Annotated in this window: 21 protein-coding genes; 5 read left to right on the top strand and 16 right to left on the bottom strand. The window is 71.2% G+C overall.

Features of this window, described 5'->3' with window-relative positions; all coding sequences use genetic code 11:
* Positions 1-29 precede the first annotated feature (29 nt).
* Positions 30-1,241 carry a signal recognition particle-docking protein FtsY gene (gene ftsY, locus IF17_RS0124290; protein ID WP_030569607.1) on the bottom strand — a complete coding sequence of 404 codons (1,212 nt, stop codon included), beginning with the start codon at positions 1,239-1,241 and terminating at the stop codon, positions 30-32.
* Between the two features lie 196 nt (positions 1,242-1,437).
* On the opposite strand from ftsY, the gene IF17_RS0124295 reads away from it, so the two are divergent.
* Positions 1,438-2,418 (top strand): LLM class flavin-dependent oxidoreductase, encoded by a 981-nt coding sequence (locus tag IF17_RS0124295; RefSeq protein ID WP_030569609.1) that lies wholly within the window; start codon positions 1,438-1,440, stop codon positions 2,416-2,418.
* A 33-nt stretch (positions 2,419-2,451) separates the two neighbouring features.
* Here the strand turns inward: IF17_RS0124295 and IF17_RS0124300 are convergent, their stop codons facing one another.
* From IF17_RS0124300 to IF17_RS1000000138015, 4 genes are all read right to left on the bottom strand, one after another.
* Entirely contained in the window at positions 2,452-3,870 is a 1,419-nt protein-coding gene (locus IF17_RS0124300) for a sugar porter family MFS transporter (protein WP_030569612.1), read from the bottom strand.
* Positions 3,871-4,096: 226 nt separating this feature from the next.
* A complete protein-coding gene (locus IF17_RS0124305) occupies positions 4,097-7,858 on the bottom strand; it encodes a chromosome segregation SMC family protein (RefSeq protein ID WP_030569615.1) in 3,762 nt (1,253 codons plus the stop codon).
* A 393-nt stretch (positions 7,859-8,251) separates the two neighbouring features.
* Positions 8,252-8,464: a hypothetical protein gene (locus IF17_RS0124310; RefSeq protein ID WP_003965973.1), complete on the bottom strand. Its 213-nt coding sequence runs from the start codon at positions 8,462-8,464 to the stop codon at positions 8,252-8,254.
* A gap of 438 nt (positions 8,465-8,902) precedes the next feature.
* Positions 8,903-9,184: an acylphosphatase gene (locus IF17_RS1000000138015; RefSeq protein WP_076968486.1), complete on the bottom strand. Its 282-nt coding sequence runs from the start codon at positions 9,182-9,184 to the stop codon at positions 8,903-8,905.
* 181 nt (positions 9,185-9,365) lie between these two features.
* Between IF17_RS1000000138015 and IF17_RS0124315 the strand changes: the two genes are divergently transcribed.
* Together IF17_RS0124315 and IF17_RS0124320 are read left to right on the top strand one after the other, a co-directional pair.
* A complete protein-coding gene (locus tag IF17_RS0124315; RefSeq protein WP_030569619.1) occupies positions 9,366-10,346 on the top strand; it encodes a CAP domain-containing protein in 981 nt (326 codons plus the stop codon).
* Between the two features lie 84 nt (positions 10,347-10,430).
* On the top strand, positions 10,431-10,817 hold the full coding sequence (locus IF17_RS0124320; RefSeq protein ID WP_030569622.1) for a winged helix-turn-helix transcriptional regulator: 387 nt from the start codon (positions 10,431-10,433) through the stop codon (positions 10,815-10,817).
* On the opposite strand, the gene mutM is transcribed toward IF17_RS0124320, so the two are convergent.
* From mutM to IF17_RS0124365, 9 genes are all read right to left on the bottom strand, one after another.
* Entirely contained in the window at positions 10,790-11,650 is an 861-nt protein-coding gene (gene mutM / locus IF17_RS0124325; protein ID WP_030569625.1) for a bifunctional DNA-formamidopyrimidine glycosylase/DNA-(apurinic or apyrimidinic site) lyase, read from the bottom strand. The genes IF17_RS0124320 and mutM overlap by 28 nt on opposite strands.
* Before the next feature lie 117 nt (positions 11,651-11,767).
* The gene (rnc, locus tag IF17_RS0124330) at positions 11,768-12,592 is read right to left on the bottom strand and encodes a ribonuclease III (protein ID WP_026241021.1); all 825 of its coding nucleotides are present in this window, start codon (positions 12,590-12,592) and stop codon (positions 11,768-11,770) included.
* Between the two features lie 19 nt (positions 12,593-12,611).
* The gene (rpmF, locus tag IF17_RS0124335; RefSeq protein ID WP_003965982.1) at positions 12,612-12,785 is read right to left on the bottom strand and encodes a 50S ribosomal protein L32; all 174 of its coding nucleotides are present in this window, start codon (positions 12,783-12,785) and stop codon (positions 12,612-12,614) included.
* A 2-nt stretch (positions 12,786-12,787) separates the two neighbouring features.
* The gene (locus IF17_RS0124340; protein WP_051884112.1) at positions 12,788-13,459 is read right to left on the bottom strand and encodes a YceD family protein; all 672 of its coding nucleotides are present in this window, start codon (positions 13,457-13,459) and stop codon (positions 12,788-12,790) included.
* 173 nt (positions 13,460-13,632) lie between these two features.
* Positions 13,633-14,766 carry a F0F1 ATP synthase subunit B gene (locus tag IF17_RS0124345; protein ID WP_030569631.1) on the bottom strand — a complete coding sequence of 378 codons (1,134 nt, stop codon included), beginning with the start codon at positions 14,764-14,766 and terminating at the stop codon, positions 13,633-13,635.
* Between the two features lie 116 nt (positions 14,767-14,882).
* A complete protein-coding gene (gene coaD / locus IF17_RS0124350) occupies positions 14,883-15,362 on the bottom strand; it encodes a pantetheine-phosphate adenylyltransferase (RefSeq protein ID WP_032772528.1) in 480 nt (159 codons plus the stop codon).
* Between the two features lie 26 nt (positions 15,363-15,388).
* Positions 15,389-15,973 carry a 16S rRNA (guanine(966)-N(2))-methyltransferase RsmD gene (rsmD, locus tag IF17_RS0124355; protein WP_018509652.1) on the bottom strand — a complete coding sequence of 195 codons (585 nt, stop codon included), beginning with the start codon at positions 15,971-15,973 and terminating at the stop codon, positions 15,389-15,391.
* A gap of 136 nt (positions 15,974-16,109) precedes the next feature.
* The gene (recG, locus tag IF17_RS0124360) at positions 16,110-18,323 is read right to left on the bottom strand and encodes an ATP-dependent DNA helicase RecG (RefSeq protein WP_030569638.1); all 2,214 of its coding nucleotides are present in this window, start codon (positions 18,321-18,323) and stop codon (positions 16,110-16,112) included.
* A gap of 50 nt (positions 18,324-18,373) precedes the next feature.
* Positions 18,374-20,077: a DAK2 domain-containing protein gene (locus IF17_RS0124365; RefSeq protein WP_030569642.1), complete on the bottom strand. Its 1,704-nt coding sequence runs from the start codon at positions 20,075-20,077 to the stop codon at positions 18,374-18,376.
* A 255-nt stretch (positions 20,078-20,332) separates the two neighbouring features.
* Here IF17_RS0124365 and rpmB point away from each other — a divergent pair, with 255 nt between their 5' ends.
* Positions 20,333-20,518 (top strand): 50S ribosomal protein L28, encoded by a 186-nt coding sequence (gene rpmB, locus IF17_RS0124370; RefSeq protein ID WP_003965989.1) that lies wholly within the window; start codon positions 20,333-20,335, stop codon positions 20,516-20,518.
* 88 nt (positions 20,519-20,606) lie between these two features.
* Here rpmB and thiD read toward each other — a convergent pair whose 3' ends face one another.
* Together thiD and IF17_RS0124380 are read right to left on the bottom strand one after the other, a co-directional pair.
* Positions 20,607-21,416: a bifunctional hydroxymethylpyrimidine kinase/phosphomethylpyrimidine kinase gene (gene thiD / locus IF17_RS0124375; RefSeq protein WP_030569645.1), complete on the bottom strand. Its 810-nt coding sequence runs from the start codon at positions 21,414-21,416 to the stop codon at positions 20,607-20,609.
* 81 nt (positions 21,417-21,497) lie between these two features.
* On the bottom strand, positions 21,498-22,469 hold the full coding sequence (locus tag IF17_RS0124380; RefSeq protein ID WP_030569648.1) for a thiamine-phosphate kinase: 972 nt from the start codon (positions 22,467-22,469) through the stop codon (positions 21,498-21,500).
* A 240-nt stretch (positions 22,470-22,709) separates the two neighbouring features.
* On the opposite strand from IF17_RS0124380, the gene IF17_RS0124385 reads away from it, so the two are divergent.
* Positions 22,710-22,943 carry an Lrp/AsnC family transcriptional regulator gene (locus tag IF17_RS0124385; RefSeq protein ID WP_015611652.1) on the top strand — a complete coding sequence of 78 codons (234 nt, stop codon included), beginning with the start codon at positions 22,710-22,712 and terminating at the stop codon, positions 22,941-22,943.
* Positions 22,944-23,114 lie beyond the last annotated feature (171 nt).

A 23,114-nucleotide genomic window follows, 5' to 3' on the forward strand; every position in this document is an offset into this window, starting at 1 on the left:
CGCCCGTCCGCCGTACGGAGTGAGGCGCGTCAGTCGCCGATCAGGGCGTCCACGAAGGCGCCCGGCTCGAACGGAGCCAGGTCGTCCGCCCCCTCGCCGAGCCCGATCAGCTTCACCGGTACGCCCAGCTCGCGCTGGACCGCGATGACGATGCCGCCCTTGGCGGTGCCGTCGAGCTTGGTGAGGACGATGCCGGTGATGTCCACGACCTCGGCGAAGACCCGGGCCTGGACGAGGCCGTTCTGCCCGGTGGTGGCGTCCAGGACGAGCAGGACCTCGTCCAGCGGACCGTGCTTCTCCACGACCCGCTTGACCTTGCCCAGCTCGTCCATGAGCCCGGTCTTGGTGTGCAGCCGGCCGGCGGTGTCGATGAGGACCACGTCGGCCCCCTCGGCGATGCCCTCCTTGACCGCGTCGTACGCGATCGAGGCGGGGTCGCCGCCCTCGGGTCCACGGACCGTACGGGCTCCGACGCGCTCGCCCCAGGTCTGGAGCTGGTCGGCGGCGGCGGCGCGGAAGGTGTCGGCCGCGCCGAGGACCACGCTGCGGCCGTCGGCGACGAGGACCCGGGCCAGCTTGCCGGTGGTGGTGGTCTTGCCGGTGCCGTTGACGCCGACGACCATGACGACGCCCGGGGTCTCGGCGCCGCCCTCGGTCTTGACCTCGCGGTCGAAGTCCGGGCCGAGCAGGGTGATCAGCTCTTCGCGCAGCAGGGCGCGGAGGTCTTCGGGGGTGCGGGTGCCGAGCACCCGGACGCGCTCGCGGAGCCGTTCGACCAGTTCCTGGGTGGGGGCGACGCCGACGTCGGCGGTGAGGAGGGTGTCCTCGATCTCCTCCCAGGTGTCCTCGTCCAGGTTGTCCCGGGACAGCAGCGTGAGCAGCCCCTTGCCGAGCGAGTTCTGCGAGCGGGCGAGCCGGGCCCGCAGCCGGACGAGCCGGCCCTCGGTGGGCTCGGGGATCTCCAGCGCGGGCGGCGCCGGAGCCTCGACGACCGGGGCCTCCTCGACGGGCGCGGTGGCGTCCGGGAGGCCGACTTCGTCGATGGTGCGCCGCGCTTCGTCGCGCGGCGTCTCGGCCTCCTCGCCGACCTGTGGCTCGGCGGGAGGAGTGATGGTCGGCGTGGACGGGGGCGGGGGCGGCAGCTTCCGCTTCTTGCGGCTGCCGACCACGAGCCCGCCGACCAGGCCGACGGCGGCCAGGGCGATGACTACAGCGAGGATGACGATTTCGACGAGTTCCATAACCCGTCCAGTATCGGCCACGGCCGCCGCACGGGCACGGCCCCGCACGCCGCCCGGTGAGCCACCGCCCCCGTATGCACCGTTTGGGGGTAATGCCCGATGCGGATCCCTACCCTTCCGACGGTTCGTCAGCTACTGTGCGCCCCGCCCTGCCCGTCAAGCGGGCGCTGCGCGTCCGGCGAAAGGGACACCCGTCATGGCCTTCACCGTGGTCCGGTTCAATCTCGTCGATCCCGAAGCCACCCCCGTAACTCTCTCGGCCCGCTACCGCGCCGCCCTGGAGATGGCGGCGTACGCGGACGAGCACGGCGTCGACACGGTGCAGACCGAAGAGCACCACGGGGTGGCGAACTCCTGGCTGCCCTCCCCGTTCACCTTCGCCGGCGCGGTCTTCGGCGCCACCCGCCGGATCGCGGTGACGGTGTCGGCGATCATCGGCCCGCTGCACGACCCGCTGCGGCTCGCGGAGGACATCGCGGTGCTGGACCTGCTGAGCGCGGGGCGGCTGGTGACGGTCGCGGGGATCGGCTACCGGCCCGAGGAGTACGAGCGGGCGGGCGTGGAGTGGGGGCGGCGCGGCAGGCTCCAGGACGAGCTGCTGGAGACGCTGCTGGCGGCGTGGACCGGGGAGCCGTTCCCGTACCGGGGCCGTACGGTACGCGTCACCCCGCGCCCGTACACGCGGCCGCATCCGCTGCTCCTGGTCGGCGGCAGCTCACGGGCGGCGGCGCGGCGGGCGGCCCGGCTGGGGCTGCCGCTCTTCCCGAGCGCGCATCTGCCGGAGCTGGAGGCGTACTACCACCAGCAGCGGGAGGCCTACGGGACGGAGGGGTTCTGCATGATGCCCGCGGCCCGGACGCCGCTGCTCCACGTCTCCGAGGACCCGGAGCGGACGTGGGCGCTGTACGGGGAGCACCTGCTGCACGAGGCGCGGACGTACGCCTCCTGGCAGTCCAAGGACATCCGCTCGGCGGTGCGGTCGGCGGCCACGACGGTGGCCGAGCTGCGCGAGGAGGGGGTGTACCGGATCGTCACGCCGGAGGAGCTGACCGGGCTGGACGCGGATTCGCTGGTGCTGCATCCGCTCTGCGGCGGAATGCCGGTGGAGGAGGGGTGGCGGAGTCTGCGGCTGTTCTGCGAGGCGCTGGAAACGCCGGCTGCCCCGGCTCGGCCATGAACCAGGGCAGCCCGTGAACATAAAAGGAGGTGGCTAGCCCATCTCCTCCAGCGTCTTGCCCTTGGTCTCCTTCACGAACTTGAGCACGAAGGGGATCGAGAGCACGGCGAAGCAGGCGTAGATGATGTACGTCCCCGAGAGGTTCCAGTCGGCCAGGCTCGGGAAGCTGGCGGTGATCGCCCAGTTGGCCATCCACTGCGCGAAGACGGCGACACCGAGGGCGGCGGCCCGCAGGCGGTTCGGGAACATCTCGCCCAGGAAGACCCAGACGACGACACCCCACGACAGCGCGAAGAAGAGCACGAACGTGTGGGCGGCGATCAGGGCCACGACGCCTTGGGTGGTGGGCAGCTTGCCGTCGATCAGGTCGGCGGAGAAGGCCCACGCCTCGACGGCGAGCGCGATGGCCATACCGACCGAGCCGACGAGGGCGAGCGGCCTGCGGCCCACCCGGTCCACCAGCACCATCGCGATCACCGTGCCGATGATGTTGATGATCGACGTGGTGAACGAATAGAAGAACGAGTCGGTCGGGTCGATGCCGACGGACTGCCACAGCGTCGCCGAGTAGTAGAACGCCACGTTGATGCCGACGAGCTGCTGGAACATCGACAGGCCGATACCGACCCAGACGATGGGCAGGAAGAAGAACCGGTTGCCGAGCAGGTCCTTGAAGGAGGACTTGTGCTCACGGTGCATGGCGGTCTCGATCTCGGCCACGCGGGCGTCGAGATCGATCTTGTTGCCCTCGACCTCTTCGAGGATCTTGCGGGCTTCGGCCTTCTTGCCGACCGAGATGAGGAAGCGCGGCGACTCGGGGATGGCGAAGGAGAGGAGCCCGTAGAGGATGGCCGGGACGACCATCACACCGAGCATCCACTGCCAGGCCTCCAGGCCCAGGATCTTGCCGCGCTGGTCGCCGTCGGCGATCTGCAGGACGGCGTAGTTGACCAGCTGGGAGACGGCGATGCCGATGACGATCGCGGCCTGCTGGAAGGAACCGAGCCGGCCGCGGTAGGCGGGCGGGGAGACCTCGGCGATGTAGGCCGGGCCGATGACGGAGGCCATGCCGATGGCGAAGCCGCCGATGATGCGCCACATCGCCAGGTCCCAGAGCGCGAACGGCAGGGCGGAGCCGATGGCGCTGGCGGTGAAGAGCACCGAGGCGATCTGCATGCAGCGGATGCGGCCGATCCGGTCCGCGATCCGGCCGGCGGTGGCGGCGCCGATCGCACAGCCGATCAGCGCGATGGCGATGACCTGGGCGAGCGTCCCGGAGCCGATGTCGTACCGGTCGCGGATCGCTTCCACGGCCCCGTTGATGACGGAACTGTCGTAGCCGAAGAGGAAGCCGCCCATCGCCGCGGCCGCCGTGATGAAGATGACATGGCCGAGATGGTCCGGGTGGGCCGCTCGGGCTCCGGACTCCGGTCCGGTCGCTGCGCTGGTCACATGAACTCCTGATGCCTGGCCGCAAGTCAGACGTGGGGGGTGAGCCTTCCCAGTGGGGCACAACATCCGGCCCGCCACCACTTGAAGGTGAAAGCAACTTTGCAGAGGTTATGCGTTCAAGAAACGAAGTCAAACAGCGGGTCCCAGCGCATGTACCCAGGCGTGCGCGAAAGGTGCGTCGAACCTCTGATGTTTCGGTAAAGAGTCGGCGGATCCGCCGATCGGGTCAACGCAGCCGCTGGCTGATCACCTTCGACACACCGTCACCCTGCATGGAGACGCCGTACAGCGCGTCGGCGACCTCCATCGTCCGCTTCTGGTGGGTGATGACGATCAGCTGGGAACTCTCCTGGAGCTCCTCCATGATCCGGATCAGCCGCTGCAGGTTGGTGTCGTCGAGCGCCGCCTCGACCTCGTCCATCACATAGAAGGGACTGGGCCGGGCCTTGAAGATGGAGACCAGCAACGCCACGGCCGTCAGGGACCGTTCACCGCCCGAGAGCAGGGAGAGCCGCTTCACCTTCTTGCCCGGCGGACGGGCCTCCACGTCCACTCCGGTGGTGAGCATGTTGTCCGGATCGGTCAGGATCAGCCGCCCCTCACCGCCGGGGAAGAGCCGGGCGAAGACGCCCTCGAACTGACGGGCCGTGTCCCGGTACGCCTCCGTGAACACCTGCTCGACCCGCTCGTCGACCTCCTTGATCACCTGGAGCAGATCGGCCCGGGTCTTCTTCAGGTCTTCGAGCTGCTCGGAGAGGAACTGGTGCCGTTCCTCCAGCGCGGAGAACTCCTCAAGGGCGAGCGGATTCACCTTCCCGAGTTGCTGGTACGCCCGTTCGGCCGACCGCAGCCGCTTCTCCTGCTCCGACCTCACGAACGGCTTCGGCCGGTTACGCGGATGCTCCGGGTCCTCCGGCAGATCCTCGCCCTCGGCGGGCGGCGAAGGCGGCACCAGCTGGTCCGGGCCGTACTCGGAGACCAGCCCCGCCGGCTCCACGCCCAGCTCCTCCAGGGCCCTGGTCTCCAGCTGCTCGATGCGCAGCCGCTTCTCGGCGCCCAGCACCTCACCCCGGTGGACGGAGTCGGTGAGCTTGTCCAGCTCGCCCTTGAGGTCGCGGCCCCGGCCCCGCTCGGCGGCCAGCTCGCGCTCCCGCTCGCCCTTGGCGGCCTCGGCCGACGTGCGCTCCTGATCGGCCCGTACGAGGGACACCTCGACGTGCGCGAGCAGCTGACGGGCGCCCGAGGCGACGGCGGAGGCCACGGCGGCCTCGTGCCGCAGCCGGGCCCGGCGCTGCTCGGCGCGGGCGCGAGCCTCGCGTTCGGTACGGGCCGCCCGGTCGAGGCCGTCGGCGCGTCCGGCCAGGGACTTGACGCGTTCCTCGTGGGTACGGGCCTGGAGCCGGGCCTCCATCTCGGTCTGGCGGGCGTTGGCCCCGTCGGCGGCGAGCCGGTCCCGTACGGAGGTGTCGGGCTCCTCCTCCACCGGCGCCTCCTGGGCCACCAGCAGCCGCTCCGCCAGCTCCTCCGCCTCCTCCATCGCCCGCTCCAAGGCCTCCTGGGCGCGGGCCGCGGAGGCGGTCATCCGCTCGGCCTCGCCCGCCGCGGCCCGGGCCTGCCCGGAGAGCCGGCCGAGTTGCTGGGCGACACCCGACTTCTCCCGCTCGGCCGCCCGACGCCGCTCCCCCAGCTCCTCGACGAGCGCGGCCCCCTCCGTGCGCCGCTCCCCCGCCAGCCGCTGGGCCTGAGCCAGCTCCTCGCACCGCACGGCGAGGTCGGCCAGCTCGGCGGCGGCCTCGTCCACGGAGGCCTGCACCTCCAGGAGGCTGGGCGCCCCGGCGGACCCGCCGTGCGCGAAGTGGGCGGAGAGCACGTCCCCTTCACCGGTCACCACGGTCAGCCCGGGGTGCGCGGCGACGAGGGCCTCGGCGTCCTCCAGGGTGGGGACGACGACGGTGTCCCGTACGAGGCGGCGTACGGCGGCCATGAGGGCGGCGGGGCCGGTGACGAGGTCGGCCACGGCGGGGGTGGTGAGGGTTTCGGTACGGCCGTGGGGCAGCGCGAGGACATCGGGGCCGCCGGGCGCGGACCCCGTATCGCCGGGTGCGCCACCCTGTGCGGGCAGCGGGCCGGAGGACGCCTCCGGAGCCTCGTCCTGTACGTGCTCGTTCTGTACGTGCTCGCCGCCCTGCCCCGGTACGTGCGGCGGCTCCGGGTCCACGGCCCCCGGCTGCCCCGGTACGTGGCCGGGCCGGGCGCCCTCCGCCGGCTCCCCCTCCCCCAGCAGCATCGCCGCCCGCCCCGCGTCCTGTTCACGCAGCAGCCGGATCGCGTCGGCGGCCGTGGCCGGGTCCTTCACCGCCACCGCGTCCGCCGCGGCGCCGAGGGCGGCGGCGACCGGGACCTCGTAGCCGGGGCGGACGGTGAGCAGTTCGGCGGCGGGGCCGAGCAGGCCCGTCAGCCGTTCGCGGGCGCCGAGCAGCGCGCCCGTACCGTCCTTGCGGCGCAGCCCCAGGGCCAGCGCCTCGTGCCGGGCCGCGACCGCCGCCCGCCTGCGCTCGGCGGCCGTCGCCTCCTCGCGGGCGGCGCTGTGGGCGGCCTGGGCCACGGCGAGGGCCTGCTTGGCCTCCTCGTGGCGGGCGGTCAGCTCCTCGTCGTCGGCGTCCAGGCCCTCGACCTCGGCCTTGAGCTGCTCGTACTCCTCCTGGGCGGTGACGGCCCGCTCCTGGGCCTCGTCGCGCGATGCGGCCAGCCGGTCGATCTCGGCCTGCGCCGAACCGGCCCGGCTGCGGGCCGCGTTGACCTGGCCGTTCAGCCGGGCCAGGCCCTCGCGGCGGTCGGCGATGGCGCGGGCGGCGTCCTTGAGGCGGCGCTCCTCGGCGGCCAGCTCGCGCTCCAGGTCGGCGCGATGGGCGACGGTGTCCTCCAGCGCGTGTTCGGCCGCCTCCAGGGCCGCCGTCAGCTCCGCCTCCTGCTCACGGATCCGGGCGGCCTCGCGCTCCAGGTCCTCGGGGTCGCGGCCCCGGCGCTCCTCGGCGGGGGCCTCGGTGGCGCTCCTGACCCGGGCGTCGGCCAGCGAGACCGTGCCGCGGACCCGCTCGGCCAGCTGCGACAGCTCGTACCAGGTCTGCTGGGCGCGCTGGAGCCGGGGCGCGAGGCGGCGCACCTCGCCCTCCAGCTCGGCCTCCCGGGCGAGCGCGGCCTTCAGCTCGGCCTCCGCCGCGTCCTTCCGCTTCTTCAGCTCGGCCTCGTCGGCGATCTCGTCGCGCAGGGCGTCCCGCAGGGTCACCAGGTCGTGCGCGAGGAGCCGGAGCCGGGCGTCGCGCAGGTCGGCCTGGATGACGGCGGCCCGCCGGGCGACGGCGGCCTGCCGGCCGAGGGGCTTGAGCTGGCGGCGCAGCTCGTCGGTGAGGTCCTGGACACGGGCCAGGTTGGCGCCCATCGCGTCCAGCTTGCGGAGCGCCTTCTCCTTCCGCTTCCGGTGCTTGAGGACGCCTGCGGCCTCCTCGATGAAGGCCCGGCGGCCCATCGGGTCGGCGTGCAGGACGGAGTCCAACTGCCCCTGGCCGACGATGACGTGCATCTCGCGGCCGATACCGGAATCGGAGAGGAGTTCCTGGATGTCCAGCAGCCGGCAGGTGTCCCCATTGATCTGGTATTCGCTGCCGCCATTGCGGAACATGATCCGAGTGATCGTCACTTCGGCGTACTCGATGGGCAATGCACCATCGGAATTGTCGATGGTCAGCGACACTTCGGCGCGGCCGAGCGGAGGCCGCCCGGTCGTCCCGGCGAAGATCACGTCTTCCATCTTGCCGCCGCGCAGGGATTTGGCCCCCTGTTCTCCCATGACCCAGGAGAGGGCGTCCACCACATTGGATTTCCCCGACCCATTGGGGCCGACGACACAGGTGATCCCCGGTTCGAACCGCAGGGTGGTGGCGGACGCGAACGATTTGAAACCACGCAGGGTCAGGGCCTTGAGGTGCACGCCGCCGGACTCTACCTTTCCCTCTCGGTTTCGGTCATGAAGGTGCAGGGCACATCAGACGGTAAGCGAGAGGGGTGCGGCGGGGGGCCGGGGGGTTCGGGCAAGAAAAAAGGGACGCCGGAGCGTCCCTGTAGATCTTGGTGCGTAGATCCTTGATCCTTGTGCATGATCTTGGTGCGTGATCGTGTTGCGGGGATCTGTACGGTCCTGCACGGCGCATCGCCACGGCAACCGGGCGATGCGTTGCCGGTGATCCGGACACGGGCGGCCCTGTCGGTCAGGGACCCGGTCGTCCGGGGACGGCGATCCGTGACGCAGGACGGATCAGATATGGAGAGATGTTCCGAGGCTGATGAGACTGCTCAGCCCGACCGGCCCCGAGGGGGCCACCGGTCAGGTCAGCGCAGGCTCGCCCTGGGGTACGTCGATGTCGATGCTGTCGAGCAACGACTCCTGGTGCTGAGCGGCGGCGTTGAGCGCGTCGTTCTCGTCCTGGATCCGGTTGAGCTCGGATTCCAGGTCCTGGACGCGCTGCTGGAGCCGTCGCATCTCGGCGAGGAGTCGCGGGTCGGAACCGCCGACGTAACCGAGAAGCGCCTTTGCCATGATGGATGGTCCTCCACAATGAGTGACCGACCGATGCGGTGTGGGTCGTCAGGGGATCGCACCCGCGGTGCTCGGCAGGGCTCTGTCACCACTGCGGTTCTGCTGCATATCAGCTCTACCGAACAGCTAAGGTGCGCGGGGTTTTCAGCGTCTCACCAAAAAGTTTGACGGTCAACACGATCACACCCCGTGGAGCCAGGTGTCCCGGGGGCGCGCGGCCGGACGATCATGCGGCGCGACTCTCCTGCGGGACCCCGACGGGTGTGAAGATCTTCGTCAATGCCGCAGCCTTGCACGACATCCCGCATCTGGCAACCATCGGTCGCCGCGCGGTCCTTTCGCAGGTCATTTCGGGTGTGGGGCCCGACGGGGCCGGCCCGTGACCGTTCGCTCCGGCGCGTTCACCGAGCGGATCGGGGACGCCTGTGCGAGCCCCTATCAGCGGATGGCGAATCCGTCGTAACCGCCGCGCGGGGTGTCCCAGATCTCAGTGACTCCATCCACGCGCCCGGGTGTGTCGTCGGAGCGCAGCCAATCCAGCAGACGGTGGCAATTGTCACGTGATCCTTCGGCGACCACCTGCACCCGGCCGTCGTCGAGATTGAGTGCAAAGCCCACGAGTCCGCCGATCTCCAAAGCATTTGCCCTGGTGAACCAGCGGAAGCCTACTTGCTGTACTCGGCCGCGTACCCAGATGACCAGCCGTGCCTCTTCGTTCATGCCCGAACGCTAACCGGCCAATTGCTCCAAGAGCACGGCGGCCCCTTTGAGCCATGGCGTACAGTCCCGTCGCAATAGCCTCACTCGTTCGGGTGAGTACGGGGACCAAGATCGACCGATAGGTCGACCGGTCATCGGGTGACGTCGCTGCGACGTCCGGAGCATCAGGAAGGCACAGCGCATGGGACGCCACCGACGATCCGCCGCAGGCCCCGCCGCTGAAGAACCCGCGGCCGGAGCGGCCTCGCGGCACCGGGGCACGCGCCGGAAGAAGAAGTCCGCGGTGCCCGTGCGCACCGGGCTCCTCGGAGCGTCGGCCGCGATGGCGGTCGGCGCGGTCGCCGTCGCCTCGGGCCTGCTCCCCGGCGGCGACACCTACACCTCGGGCGGCTCCACCGCGGCCGACCAGGTCCGCACCGGCGGCGCCCCCGACCTGCTGACGCAGCAGGGCGGCTCCAGCGCCCCGGCCGACCGGTCCTCCTCCCCCGCCAGCCGGGGCAGCGAACGCCCCGAGGCCCCGTCGAAGGCCCCCTCGAAGTCGCCGTCCAAGACCCCGGCCAAGACGCCCTCGAAGTCGCCCTCCGGCAGCGCGTCGAAGACCCCGTCGAAGTCGGCCGCCCCCTCCGCCACGCCCTCGAAGAAGCCGGCCGCCACGCCGTCCAAGGAGTCGAAGGCGCCCACCACTGCCCCGAGGAAGAGCACCGCCCCGGCGAGCAAGGCCCCGGCCCCGCCGACGAAGACCGTGGCCCCGCCGCCCAGCAAGAAGCCCGCCCCCTCGCCTTCCGACACCTCCGCCCGCGCCGAGGTACTGGCCCTGGTGAACCAGGAGCGCGCGAAGGTCGGCTGCTCCCCGCTGACCACCAGCACCCCGCTCACCTCGCTCGCCCAGAACTTCAGCGAGGACATGGCGGCCCGCGACTTCTTCGACCACACCGACCCGGACGGCGACACCCCCTGGGACCGGGCCGCCCAGGCCGGTGTGCAGGGACTCGCCGCGGAGAACATCGCCCGCGGCCAGGCCGACGCCCAGGCCGTGATGGACGGCTGGATGAACAGCGACGGCCACCGCGCGAACATTCTCAACTGCGACTACAAGACGATCGGCATCGGCATCCACGAGGGCTCCGGCGGCCCGTGGTGGGTCCAGAACTTCGGCTTCTGACCCGTAGGCCCAGACACACGACCACCACTTACGCCCGTACAGCGCTCCCTCCAGGTGAGCGCTGTACGGGCGTAAGCTGCTGATATGGCCAGCGACACGGACGACCTCGCCTTCGACGTCTTCTCCCGGCAGTGCCCCTCACGCTCCACGCTGGAGCACGCCACCGGCCGCTGGGGCAGTCTGACGCTGGGCGCGCTGTACGAGGAGAGCCTCCGGTTCAACGAGCTGCGCCGCCGGGTCGACGGAGTCAGCGAGAAGATGCTCTCCCAGACGCTGCACGCCCTGGAGCGCGACGGGCTCGTCCTGCGCGAGGCGCAGCCGGTCAATCCGCCCCGGGTGGACTACGAGCTGACCCCGCTCGGCCGTGAGGTCGCCGGGAAGCTCCTCGGGCTGATCCATCTCGTCGAAGGCCGGATGGACGACGTACTCGCCGCCCGGACGCGTTACGACGAGGCGCGCGGCGGCCGCTGACAGCGCGGGCAGAAGTAGCTGGACCGGTTCATCCAGGCGCGGCGGCGCATCGGCGTCCCGCAGCGGCGGCACGGCTCGCCCTCCCTGCCGTACGCGTCGAGCGACCGGTCGAAGTAGCCGGACTCGCCGTTGACGTTGACGTACAGGCTGTCGAAGCTGGTGCCGCCCTGGGCGAGGGCCGCGTTCATCACGTCCCGGGCGTGGCCGAGCAGCTCGGCGGACTTGGGGCGGGTGAGGGTCGCGGTCGGCCGGTCGTAGTGGAGCTTGGCGCGCCAGAGCGCCTCGTCCGCGTAGATGTTGCCGACGCCGCTGATCAGCGACTGGTCCAGGAGCGCGCGCTTGACCGTCGTACGGCGCAGGCGCAGGGCCGTGTGGAACGCGGCATCGTCGAAGAGCGGGTCGAGCGGGTCCCGGGCGATGTGCGCGATGGTGTCGGGCAGGCCGTCGGGGGTGAGGTCGTGGAGCGAGAGCCCGCCGAAGGTGCGCTGGTCGACGAAGCGCAGCTCGGTGCCGAGCGCGTCGTCGAACCGCAGCCGGATCCGCAGGTGCTTCTCGTCGGGCGCGTCCGCGGGCTGCACCAGCAGCTGTCCGCTCATGCCGAGGTGGCCCAGCAGCGAGGAGGCGGCCTCGTCGATCGGCACCCAGAGGTACTTGCCGCGCCGCATCGCCGTACCGAACCGGACCCCGCGCAGCCGGGCCGCGAAGTCCACGCCGCCTGCGAGGTGCCGGCGGACCGAGCGCGGGTGCAGAACCTCGACATCGGTGACGGTCCGGCCGCTGACCCAGCGCTCAAGACCCCGGCGTACGACTTCGACCTCGGGCAGCTCGGGCACGGTGGACCACTCCAGACACGACGACGGTAGTACGGGGGCGCCTCTTACCGGAAGCCGCTCCCCGGGACAGGACGAACCCCCCGGTGCGCGGGGCACCGAGGGGTTCGACGTTCTGCTTCAGGCCGGAGCGGCGTCCGTGTCCGGCGACGGGTCGGCAGGGGTGTCGGCGGCCCCTCCGTCGGCCGCGGACTTCTCCGCGGCCTGCCGTGCCTCTGCGGCGGCGCTGATCTCGCGCCAGGCGGATTCCGCCGCCTGCTGCTCCGCTTCCTTCTTGCTACGGCCGGTGCCGGTGCCGTACGAGACACCACCGACGCGAGCAGCAGCAGTGAAGGTCTTCTCGTGGTCCGGGCCGGTCTCCGTGACGAGGTACTCGGGGACTCCGAGGCTCTCGCTCGCGGTGAGCTCCTGGAGGCTGGTCTTCCAGTCCAGGCCGGCACCGAGGTTCGAGGACCTGTCGATCAGCGGGTCGAAGAGCCGGTGGACCAGCTCCGAGGCCGCGCTGAGGCCCTGGTCGAGATAGACCGCGCCGATCACTGCTTCCAGTGTGTCGGCGAGGATGGAAGCCTTGTCCCGGCCACCCGTGCCCTCTTCACCGCGGCCGAGCCGGATGAAGGAGCCGAGTTCGAGGCCGCGGCCCACTTCCGCAAGCGCACGCGAGTTGACCACCGCGGCCCGCAACTTGGCCAGCTGGCCTTCGGGCAGGTCGGGGTGGGTGCGGTACAGCGTGTCCGTGACCACCAGGCCGAGCACCGAATCCCCGAGGAATTCCAGCCGCTCGTTGGTGGGCAGACCGCCGTTCTCGTATGCGTACGAACGGTGGGTCAGCGCACGCACCAGAAGGGCGGACTCGAGGTGATACCCGAGCCGCCCTTCCAGAAGCGTGTGGGACGAGGCTGTGTTGACGTTGTCTGCCTGCTTCTTGGCGCTGGACAACTCAGACATCGGGCCTCTCACCAGCCGCTCAGACCTCGAGGACCTGGCGCTTGTTGTAGGTGCCGCAGCTCGGGCACGCAATGTGCTGGAGCTTCGGCTCCTGGCAACGCTCGCACGAAACCAGGGTGGGGACCGCAGCCTTCCACTGCGACCGGCGGTGGCGCGTGTTGCTGCGCGACATCTTCCGCTTCGGAACAGCCACGGCTACTTCTCCTGCTTCTCGTCGACGCCAGGTTCGGCGCCGCCCATGTTGTCCTTCTCGCCGTCCTGAACGGTCTCGGCGAGTCCTTGCAGTGCCGCCCAACGGATGTCGACGGCGTCGTGGTGGTGGCCCGGGTTCTCGTCCAGCCTGATTCCGCATTCGGAACACAGACCGGCGCAGGTCTCCTTGCACACCGGCTGCATGGGCAGTGCTAGCACTACCGCGTCACGCAGCACTGACTCGAGGTCGAACAAACCGTCCTCGAGGAAGAACCTGTCCTCGTCGTCCTCGGCGTCGTCGGCCGGGTCCGCCGCACTGCTGCGGCCCCGGTCATCGGCGTCAGGGTACGAGAACATCTCCTGGAAATCCGCGTCGACCTCGACGGTCAGCGGCTCCAGACACCTTACGCACTCCCCTTCGGCGCTCGCACGGGCGGTACCTGTGACGAGCACCCCTTCCATGACCGATTCGAGTCGGAGGTCCAGCTCCAGGGGCGCGCCTTCCGGCACACCGATGACGCCGTCGATACCGAGAACCGGTGAACCGGGTGCGTCCACCGAGCGGGTCAGCCGCTTCAGGGCACCGGGACGCCGACCCAGCTCGCGCGTATCGAACACGAGAGGGTTGCGGTGGTCGAGGTGGCCGTTCAGGGCGTTTCCTGCTTTCGAAATCATGGGGTGCGGTGCTGCAAGGGGAGAGGCCGTCTACGGTCCGGAGTCAAATCGTCCCGATTCACAGACGAAACGGGCAGCCGAGATCGCGGACCTATGTGCGACCGAGGATTCAGGATACTGGACGGACCGCTCAGCACCCAATCGGCCCAGGGCCTCCCCCACGGCCCTTGCAGTCAGCGGCCCTCTTCGTAGCGGCGCAGCTGCTCCAGGTCGATCATGCTGGTGTCGAAGAGGCTGGTCTCGTCCAGCGCGCCCTGGTTCTGCTGGGCGGGCACCTGGGGCTGCTGCTGCCAGTCGTACTCCGGCTGGGCCTGCGGCTGGGGCGGGTACTGGTTCGGGTCGTAGGCGGGCTGCTGGTAGGCCGCGTACGGGTCCGGCACCTGCTGGTAGCCGTACGGGTCCTGGCCCGGCTGCTGCGGCTGCTGCTGGTAGCCGTACGACGTCTGCGCGTACTCGCCCTGTCCGTACTCGGTCTGCCCGTAGCTCGGCTCGGCCTGCGCCGGCCGGCCCGGGTACTCCGGCTGCTGCTCCTGGTAGAGCGGCTGCGGGGCGGCCTGCGGCGGCGCCGGGGTGGCCAGCTCGGCGAGGCCGGCCAGGTAGTCGGCGTCGCTGGTGTGGCCCTGGGCGCCCGCCGCGTCCTGGGCGGCCATGTGGGCCCCGAGGTCGTCGGAGGCGACCCGGCCGTGCAGCTTCTGCCGGCCGCGGCCGACCGCCTCCAGGGTCTTGGCGAGGACCGCCTCGAAGGCGCCGAACTTGGCGTCCACGTACGCGTCGGCCCGCTGCTTCAGCGTCTCGGGGTCGGCGCTGCGCTCGGGGGCCTCGGCGAAGTCGGGGTCCTGGTAGCCCTGCTCGTCCAGGCCCTGGCCGCGGCCGAGCAGCTTCTCGCGGCCGCGGTCGACGGAGCCGATGGTCTTGGTGAGGACGACCTCGAAGTTGGCGAGCTTGCTGTCGACGTAGTCGTCGGCCTCGGCCCGGACCTCCTCGGCCTCGCGGCGGGCCTCGGAGAGGATCCGGTCGGCCTCGCTCTGCGACTGGCGGGCGATCTCGGTCTCGGCGATCAGCGAGGAGCGCTGGGCGTGCGCGGACTGGATGATCCGCTCGGCCTCCTGCCGGGCCTGCTCGGCGAACTGCTCCTGGCCGCCGATCAGCTCCTGGGCGTGGGCGAGTGAGCCGGGCAGGGCCTCGCGCACCTCTTCGAGCATGGCGAGCAGCTCGGCGCGGTTGACCACGCACGAGGCCGACATGGGCATGGCGCGGGCGTTCCCGACCGCTTCGACGATCTCGTCGAGCTTCTTCTGCACGTCCACCGTGTGCTCGCCACTCTCTGCTGCTCTGTTGAAGCTGCTGCTCTGTTGGAGACGGACGGGACGACTGTAAGGCCAGTCGGCGGCCGCCCGACACCTGGTGACGGACCGTCAGCCGCTCAGCGCTCGCCCAGCCGCTTCGTGAGCGCCTCGTGGACCGTGGGAGGCAGCAGGTGGGAGACGTCGCCACCCCAGGTCGCGACCTCCTTGACCAGCGAGGACGACAGGAAGCTGTACGTCGGATTGGTCGGCACGAAGAGCGTCTCGACGCCGGAGAGGCCGTTGTTCATCTGGGCCATCTGGAGCTCGTAGTCGAAGTCGCTGACGGCCCGCAGGCCCTTCACGATCGCCGGGATCTCCCGCTGCTTGCAGAAGTCGACCAGCAGGCCGTGGAAGGACTCCACCTCCACGTTGCCGAAGCCGGCGGTGACCTCGCGGATCAGCTCGATCCGCTCGTCCACGGTGAACAGCCCCTTCTTGGACTGGTTGATCATCACCGCCACGTGCACCACGTCGTACAGCTTGGAGGCTCGTTGGATGATGTCGAGATGTCCGTTGGTGATGGGGTCGAAAGACCCCGGACAGACGGCGCGGCGCACTGTGATTCCCTCGCTCTCCGGTCCGGTCATCGTGCGTCTTCGCACGTAGCGGCGGCGCGACCGTACCAAAGCGTTCCCTCGCCGTAGCGACGGGCCCGCAGTGGCTCGAATCCGGCGGGCCAGCCGAATTCTCCGCCCCGGGTGCTGCGTTCCACCGTGACGAGCGCATCGGCTGTGAGCCACCCCTGAGCACGGAGTGTGAGCAGGATCTCGCGAAGATCGTCGTCGGTGACGGCGTACGGCGGGTCCAGGAAGACGATGTCGTACGGGTCCGAGGGCGCCGGTCCTGTCACGATCTGCTCGGCCCTGCCGGTACGGACCTCGGCGCCGGGCAGGCCGAGGGTGCGGACGTTGTCCCGGACGGTACGGACCGCCTTCTGGTCCGCCTCGACGAGCAGGGCGTGGACCGCGCCCCGGGAGAGCGCTTCGAGGCCGACGGCACCGGAGCCGGCGTACAGATCGGCGACGCGGACGCCTTCGAGAGTGCCGAGCAGCGCTTCCCAGGTGGAGAAGAGGCCCTCCCGCGCACGGTCGGAGGTGGGGCGGGTGCCGGTGCCGGGCGGTACGGCCAGGCGGCGTCCGCCGGCCGATCCGGCGATCACGCGGGTCATGGGTGTCGGATCCTCGGGGGTCGGGGGCGGGCACAGGGGCTCGCGCGTGGGCGCGTGCCGCCCGTACGCCGATGGGTACAGGCTGTCCGTCCACGATATGGCGTGCGGCCCGCACCGGCAGGGCGGCCCCGTGCGCTCACCCCTTGTCGAGGTACTCCTCCCGGTCCTTGTCGAGCAGGGCCGCCAGCACCGTCCGCAGCTCCGGCAGGTGCTCCAGCTCCGGATCGGCGGCGACGATCGCGACGGCCTCCTCGCGGGCGGCGGCGATGACCTCCTCGTCGTCGATGACGGTGAGCATCCGCAGCGAGGAGCGCACCCCGGACTGGGCCTGGCCGAGCACATCGCCCTCGCGGCGCTGCTCCAGGTCGATACGGGAGAGCTCGAAGCCGTCGAGGGTGGCGGCGACGGCGGAGAGGCGGGCGCGGGCGGGGCTCGCCTCGTGGGCCTCGCTGACCAGCAGGCAGAGCCCGGGGGCCGAGCCACGGCCGACGCGGCCGCGGAGCTGGTGGAGCTGGGAGACGCCGAACCGGTCGGCGTCCATGATCACCATGGCGGTGGCGTTGGGAACGTTGACGCCGACCTCGATGACGGTGGTGGCGACCAGGACGTCGACATCCCCGGCGGCGAACCGGCGCATCACGTCGTCCTTCTCGTCGGGGTGCATGCGGCCGTGCAGCACTTCGACTGTCAGCCCGGCGAGGGCGCCCTTGCGGAGCTCGTCGGCGATCTCCAGGACGGCGAGCGGCGGACGCTTCTCGGGGTCCTCATCGGCAGCCCTCTTCTTGGCCTTCCCCTTCTTCCCATCGGCCTCCTCCGCGTCGTCGCCGATGCGGGGGCAGACCACGTACGCCTGGTGGCCGTTCTCCACCTCCTCGCGCACGCGCTCCCAGGCGCGGGCGAGGAAGTGAGGCTTGTCCTTGGCGGGGACGACATGGCTGGCGATCGGGGAGCGGCCGGCCGGGAGCTGGTCCAGGACGGAGGTCTCCAGGTCGCCGAAGACGGTCATCGCGACCGTACGGGGGATGGGGGTCGCGGTCATGACGAGGAGGTGGGGCGGCTGCTTCCCCTTGGAGCGGAGGGCGTCCCGCTGTTCGACGCCGAAGCGGTGCTGCTCGTCGACCACGACCAGCCCGAGGTCGTGGAACTGGACCTTGTCCTCGATGAGGGCGTGGGTACCGATGACGATTCCGGCCTCGCCGGTGACCAGGTCGAGCAGGGCCTGCCGACGGGCCGCCATCCCCATGGAGCCGGTGAGCAGGACGACCTTGGTCCCCCGGTCCGAGCCGCCGAGCATGCCGCCCTCGGCCAGCTCGCCCATCATCTCGGTGATCGAGCGGTGGTGCTGCTGGGCGAGGACCTCGGTGGGGGCGAGCATCGCGGCCTGGCCGCCCGCGTCGACGACGGTGAGCATGGCGCGCAGGGCCACCATCGTCTTCCCGCTACCCACCTCGCCCTGGAGGAGGCGGTGCATGGGGTGTTCGGTGGCCAGGTCGTCGAAGATCTCCTTGCTGACCTTCTCCTGGCCCTCGGTGAGGGTGAACGGCAGCTTGGCGTCGAAGGCGTCCAGCAGGCCGTCGGCGACCGGGCGGCGGGCCACGGCGGGGAGCTGGGTGTCGGCGTACCGGCGGCGGGCCAGGGCGACCTGGAGGACGAACGCCTCGTCCCACTTGAGCCGGGCTTTCGCGTCCTCGACGTCCGCCTTCGTCTGCGGCCGGTGCACCTTCAGCAGCGCCTCGGGCAGCGGGGTGAAGCCGCGCCCCTCGCGCAGGGAGGCGGGCAGCGGGTCCACCGCGTCCTGCGCGCTGGGCAGTACGGCGTCGACGGCCTTGGCGATCCGCCAGGAGTCCAGTTGCTTGCAGGCGGGGTAGATCGGCAGCAGCCGTCCTGCGAAGGCGTCCACGGCCTCGGTCGCCTCGTCGGCGTCGGAGGCGTCGAGCAGTTGGTACGTGGGGTGGGCGAGCTGCATCTTCCGGTTGAAGACGGAGACCTTGCCCGCGAACATCGCCTGGCGGCCCGGGAGCAGCTCCTTGTGCGGCTTGTGGACGCCGTGGCCGAAGAAGACCAGCTGGAGGCGACCGCTGCCGTCGGTGAGGGTGACCTCAAGCCGTTTGCCCCGGCCGTTGTTGAACATCAGGATGCGGGCGTCGGCGACCTGCGCGACGACCGTGACGTGCTCGTCCAGCGGGAGGTCGGCCAGCGCGGTCAGCTTGCCGCGCTCCTCGTACCGCCGCGGGTAGTGGTGCAGCAGATCACCGACCGTGTGCAGGTCGAGGTGTTCGGCCATCACCTTCGCGGTGGCTCCGCCGAGCAGCTTCTTGAGAGGTTCATCGAACGAGGACACGCGATCCATTGCACACCACGCCACTGACAACCTTGGGCCGGGCACGGCGGTAGGTCTCCTTACTCGACACCGATCAGCAGCGGTGCGCGCTGGTGTCCGCCCCGGTAGACGACCGTGTCGACGGCGAGATAGCCCTCGCGTACGTGCTCCTCCAGCGCGTCCGCCATCGCGTCCGGGACGTCCTCGCCGAGGACGAGGGTGACCAGTTCGCCTCCGGCCGCCAGCATCCGGTCCAGCACGGTGCGGGCGGTGGCCGGGACGTCGGCGCCGATGACGGCCACGTCCCCGTCGATCAGGCCGAGGATGTCACCGGCCTGGCAGATGCCCGCCATGGTCCACGACTGGCGCTCGGCGACGGCCAGTTCGGCGTAGCGGGTGGCGCCGGCGGCGGCCGTCATGGCGACCACGTCCTCGTCGAAGCCGCGGTCCGGCTCGTGCACGGCGAGGGCGGCGATGCCCTGGACGGCGGCGCGGGTGGGGACGAGGGCGACCCTGACCCCCTCGGTCCTGGCCTGCTCGGCGGCGGCGGCCGCGGTGTGGCGCAGGGCCGCGTCGTTGGGCAGCAGCACCACCTCGCGGGCGTGCGCGCGGCGGATGGCGTCGACGAGTTCGCCGCTGGCGGGGGGTTCGCCGGGGCGGGCGATCACGGTGGTGGCGCCGGCCTCGGTGCAGAGCCCGGCGAGGCCGTCGCCGGGGACCACGACGACCACCGCGCGCTGGGCCGGTTCGGCCTGGACGCGGACGTCGTGGCCGCTCTCGGTGGCGAAGTGGGTGATCCGGATCCGGTACGGCCGCCCGGCCTCGACGCCCGCCTCCACGGCGGCCCCGGCGTCGTCGACATGGACGTGGACGTGCCAGAGCCCGTCGCCGCCGACCACGACCAGGGAGTCGCCGAGCGCGTCGAGCCGGGTCCGCAGCCGGTCCACCTGCTCGTCACGGGCCTCCAGGAGGTAGATCACCTCGAAGGCGGGCCCCCCGCCGTCGAGCTCCTCGGGGCAGTCGAGCGGGCCCTCCACGAGAGCGCCGCCCGCCGGAACCGGAACCCCGCCCACCGGCAGCCCCACCACGGATCCGCCGTCCACAGGGGCCGCGGCCTTCCCGGACCCGGTACGAGGCCCCCGTACCGGAGCCTGCCCGGTCACCGCCTCCACCAGCGCCCCCAGGACCGCCACCAGCCCGCGTCCCCCGGCGTCCACGACACCGGCCCGGCCGAGCACGGCGAGCTGCTCCGGGGTCTTCGCCAAGGCGGCGCGCGCCCCCTCGTACGCGGCGCTCACCACCGCGCGCACCTCCCGCTCCTCGCCCTGCGCGGCTTCGGCGGCCGCCGTGGCGACGGTCAGCACCGTGCCCTCCACCGGGTGGGCGACGGCCTGCCGGGCGGCGGCGGCGGCCCGGGTCAGGGCGAGGCGCAGGTGCGCCGCGTCACCGCCGTCGGCCAGCACCCCGGCCATGCCGCGCAGCAGCTGGGCCAGGATCGTGCCGGAGTTGCCCCGGGCGCCGATCAGGGCGCCGTGCGCCATGGCGCGTACGGCATCGGCGGTGGCGGGTGCGGTGGTGCCGGTCTCATGGGCGGCGAAGACCGCCTCGACGGCCGCGGCGGCGGACTCGACGGTCAGATAGAGGTTGGTGCCGGTGTCCCCGTCGGCGATGGGATAGACGTTGATCGCGTCGATCTCCGCGCGCTCCCGGCCCAGGGCCTCCAGGGCCAGTGAGCACCAGGTGCGCACCGCGACGGCGTCCAGATCGTCGGGGAGCTGCGGCACCGATGGTCCTCCTTGAAGCGGCCGTGGCAACGGGCTGCACCGCAGGTTAGCCCGCCTGCCGGGGCCTGGGCAGGGACAGGGGGCGGGAGGGCATTGGGCCAACCCGTGGTAGTTTCGTATCTCCGGAGCAGGCGTTGTATGCTGCTTCGGTTGCCCGATGAGAGTCGGGCCATTCCTCCGGTACCGCCACTTCATTCAATGATTCCGGCGCGCCGGAATTCACTGTAAGTGCATCTGAAGTCTTTGGAGTGACCCGTGGCTGCCAACTGCGACGTTTGCGGCAAGGGGCCGAGCTTCGGCAACAGCATTTCGCACTCGCACCGCCGTACGTCCCGTCGCTGGAACCCCAACATCCAGCGCGTGCGTGCCGTGGTCGGTCGGACGCCGAAGCGGCTCAACGTCTGCACCTCGTGCATCAAGGCCGGCAAGGTCGCGCGCTGACGTCTCCGTCGTAGCGCAGCCTTCCGGTTGCCCAAAAAGCCGGTCCACCTCGGTGGACCGGCTTTTTGCTGTGCTCCGACGGCTGTAGTCAGCCGGCCTGGCGCGTCCGCCAGCCGTGGTCGACCGGGCCGATACCGCCGCCCAGTGCGAATCCGGCCCGGATCGCACCGGTGACGTACGCCTTCGCGCCCTCCACCGCCGTGGGCACGTCCTGGCCGAGCGCGAGCCCGGAGGCGATGGCGGAGGCGAGGGTGCAGCCGGTGCCGTGGGTGTGCCGGTTGTCGTAACGGGGGGCGCGCAGCCAGTGTTCCGCGCTCCCGTCGGTGAGCAGGTCGACCGCCTCGCCGGGCAGGTGGCCGCCCTTGATGAGCGCCCAGCGCGGTCCGAACGCGAGGATCTCCGCGGCGGCCCGCCGCATGCCGTCCTCGTCGGTGACCTGTACGCCGGTGAGCTGCGCCACTTCGTCGAGGTTCGGGGTGGCCACCGTGGCGACGGGCAGCAGCTTCGTCCGTACGGAATCGAGCGCCTCGGCGGCGAGCAGCGCGTCCCCGTGCTTGGAGACTCCGACCGGGTCGACGACGACGGGGGCGTCCGTCCCGGCGAGGAGTTCGGCGACGGTCTCGACGAGCGCGGCCGAGGCGAGCATCCCGGTCTTCACCGCCTGGACGCCGATGTCGTCGACGACGCTGCGGTACTGGGCGCGTACGGCGTCCACCGGGAGCTCCCACGCGCCCTGGACGCCGAGGGAGTTCTGCGCTGTGACGGCGGTGAGCACGCTCATGCCGTGCACACCGAGGGCGAGCATGGTCTTCAGATCGGCCTGGATCCCCGCACCGCCGCCGGAGTCGGATCCGGCGACGGTGAGGACGCGGGGCGGTACAGCGGTACGTATGGGCATGCGCAGCAATCTAGTACGCGCACGCGCGCGCCAAAGGCTCACGCGTGAGCCCTGCGCTCCAGTACGCGTGAGCCCTGCGCTCTAGTAGGTGTCCTCGATCGCGCCGAAGTGGTCCCAGCCGCCCTTGCTGGTCCAGGGCGCCCCGTCCACGGTGACCTGGGGCAGGGCCGAGGGGTTGAGGACCTCGCCGATCACCTTCCAGCGGGCGGGGAGCTTCACGTCGGGCGGGAAGGTCGCCACGATCGCGTGGTCCTCTCCCCCGGTCAGCACCCACTGGAGCGGGTCGACGCCGACGGCCTGGCCGATGTCGGACATCTGCGAGGGGATGTCGATGAGCCCGGAGCGCAGGTCGATGCGGACCTTGCTGGCCTCGGCGATGTGCCCGAGGTCCGCGACGAGCCCGTCGCTGACGTCGGTCATCGCGGTGGCGCCGAGTCCGGCGGCCGCGGGGCCCGCGTGGTACGGCGGTTCGGGGCGGCGGTGGGCCTCCACGAAGGCGCGGGGCGAGCGGAAGCCGCGGGAGAGCACGGCGTACCCGGCGGCGGACCAGCCGAGCCAGCCGGTGACGGCGACGACGTCGCCGGGGCGTGCGCCGGCGCGGGTGACCGGTTCGTGGTTGCGCAGGTCGCCGAGGGCGGTGATGGCGACGGTGATGGTGTCGCCGCCGACCACGTCGCCGCCGACGACGGCCGCCCCCGCCACCTGGCACTCGTCCCGCAGCCCGTCCATCAGCTCGGCGGCCCAGGTGACCGGGAGGTCGGCGGGGACGACGAGGCCGAGGAGCAGTGCGGTGGGCACGGCGCCCATGGCCGCGATGTCGGCGAGGTTCTGCGCCGCCGCCTTGCGGCCGACGTCGTACGCCGTCGACCAGTCGCGGCGGAAGTGCCGCCCTTCCAGCAGGATGTCCGTACTGGCCACGACCCTGCGGTCGGGAGCGGCCACGACCGCGGCGTCGTCGCCGGGCCCCAGCCGTACCGCCGGAGTGGTGGTGAGCCGGGACGTGAGCTCTCTGATGAGCCCGAACTCCCCCAACTCGCCCACGGTTCCCTTCACCGAGTCTCACCTCTCATTTATCGCCCCGGACACCCGTCCGGGCCCCCGGTCGCGAGCCGTCACTGCTGTCGGTACCGTCAGGAGAGCTGTCGGCACCGTCAAGGGATACGTCAACTTCCGCACTCCGCACGCCACGCTGTGGACGTCACACGGCCCGTAGGTCTCCCCGTCACCCTCGGCGACGCGATAACGTGGCGTCCCTTTCCCCCACATGATCCTCGTGGCCGCCCTGGAGGTTCCGTGGTACAGGCGTACATCCTCATCCAGACCGAGGTGGGCAAGGCGTCGATCGTCGCCGAGACCATTTCCAAGATTCCGGGAGTCATCCAGGCAGAGGACGTCACCGGTCCGTACGACGTGATCGTGCGGGCCCAGGCCGACACGGTCGATGCACTCGGCCGCATGGTGGTCGCCAAAGTGCAGCAGGTGGACGGCATCACGCGCACCCTGACCTGTCCGGTCGTCCACCTCTGACCCCCGTCCGGTGCCGCGCGTGGGACGCGCGGCCGGTTTCTCCGCCCCGGCACCGTGCTCTCCGCGCGCTGACGGGGCGATCGTACTGCGCTACGGCCGCTCCCCCGTCCACGAAGACCGCTTGCCCCCACGCCCGGAAGGCCGGGACGGCCACCGCCGTCCCGGCCTTCC

Source organism: Streptomyces cyaneofuscatus (genome assembly GCF_000718135.1).
In the GTDB taxonomy this organism is placed as follows: Bacteria; Actinomycetota; Actinomycetes; order Streptomycetales; family Streptomycetaceae; genus Streptomyces; species Streptomyces cyaneofuscatus.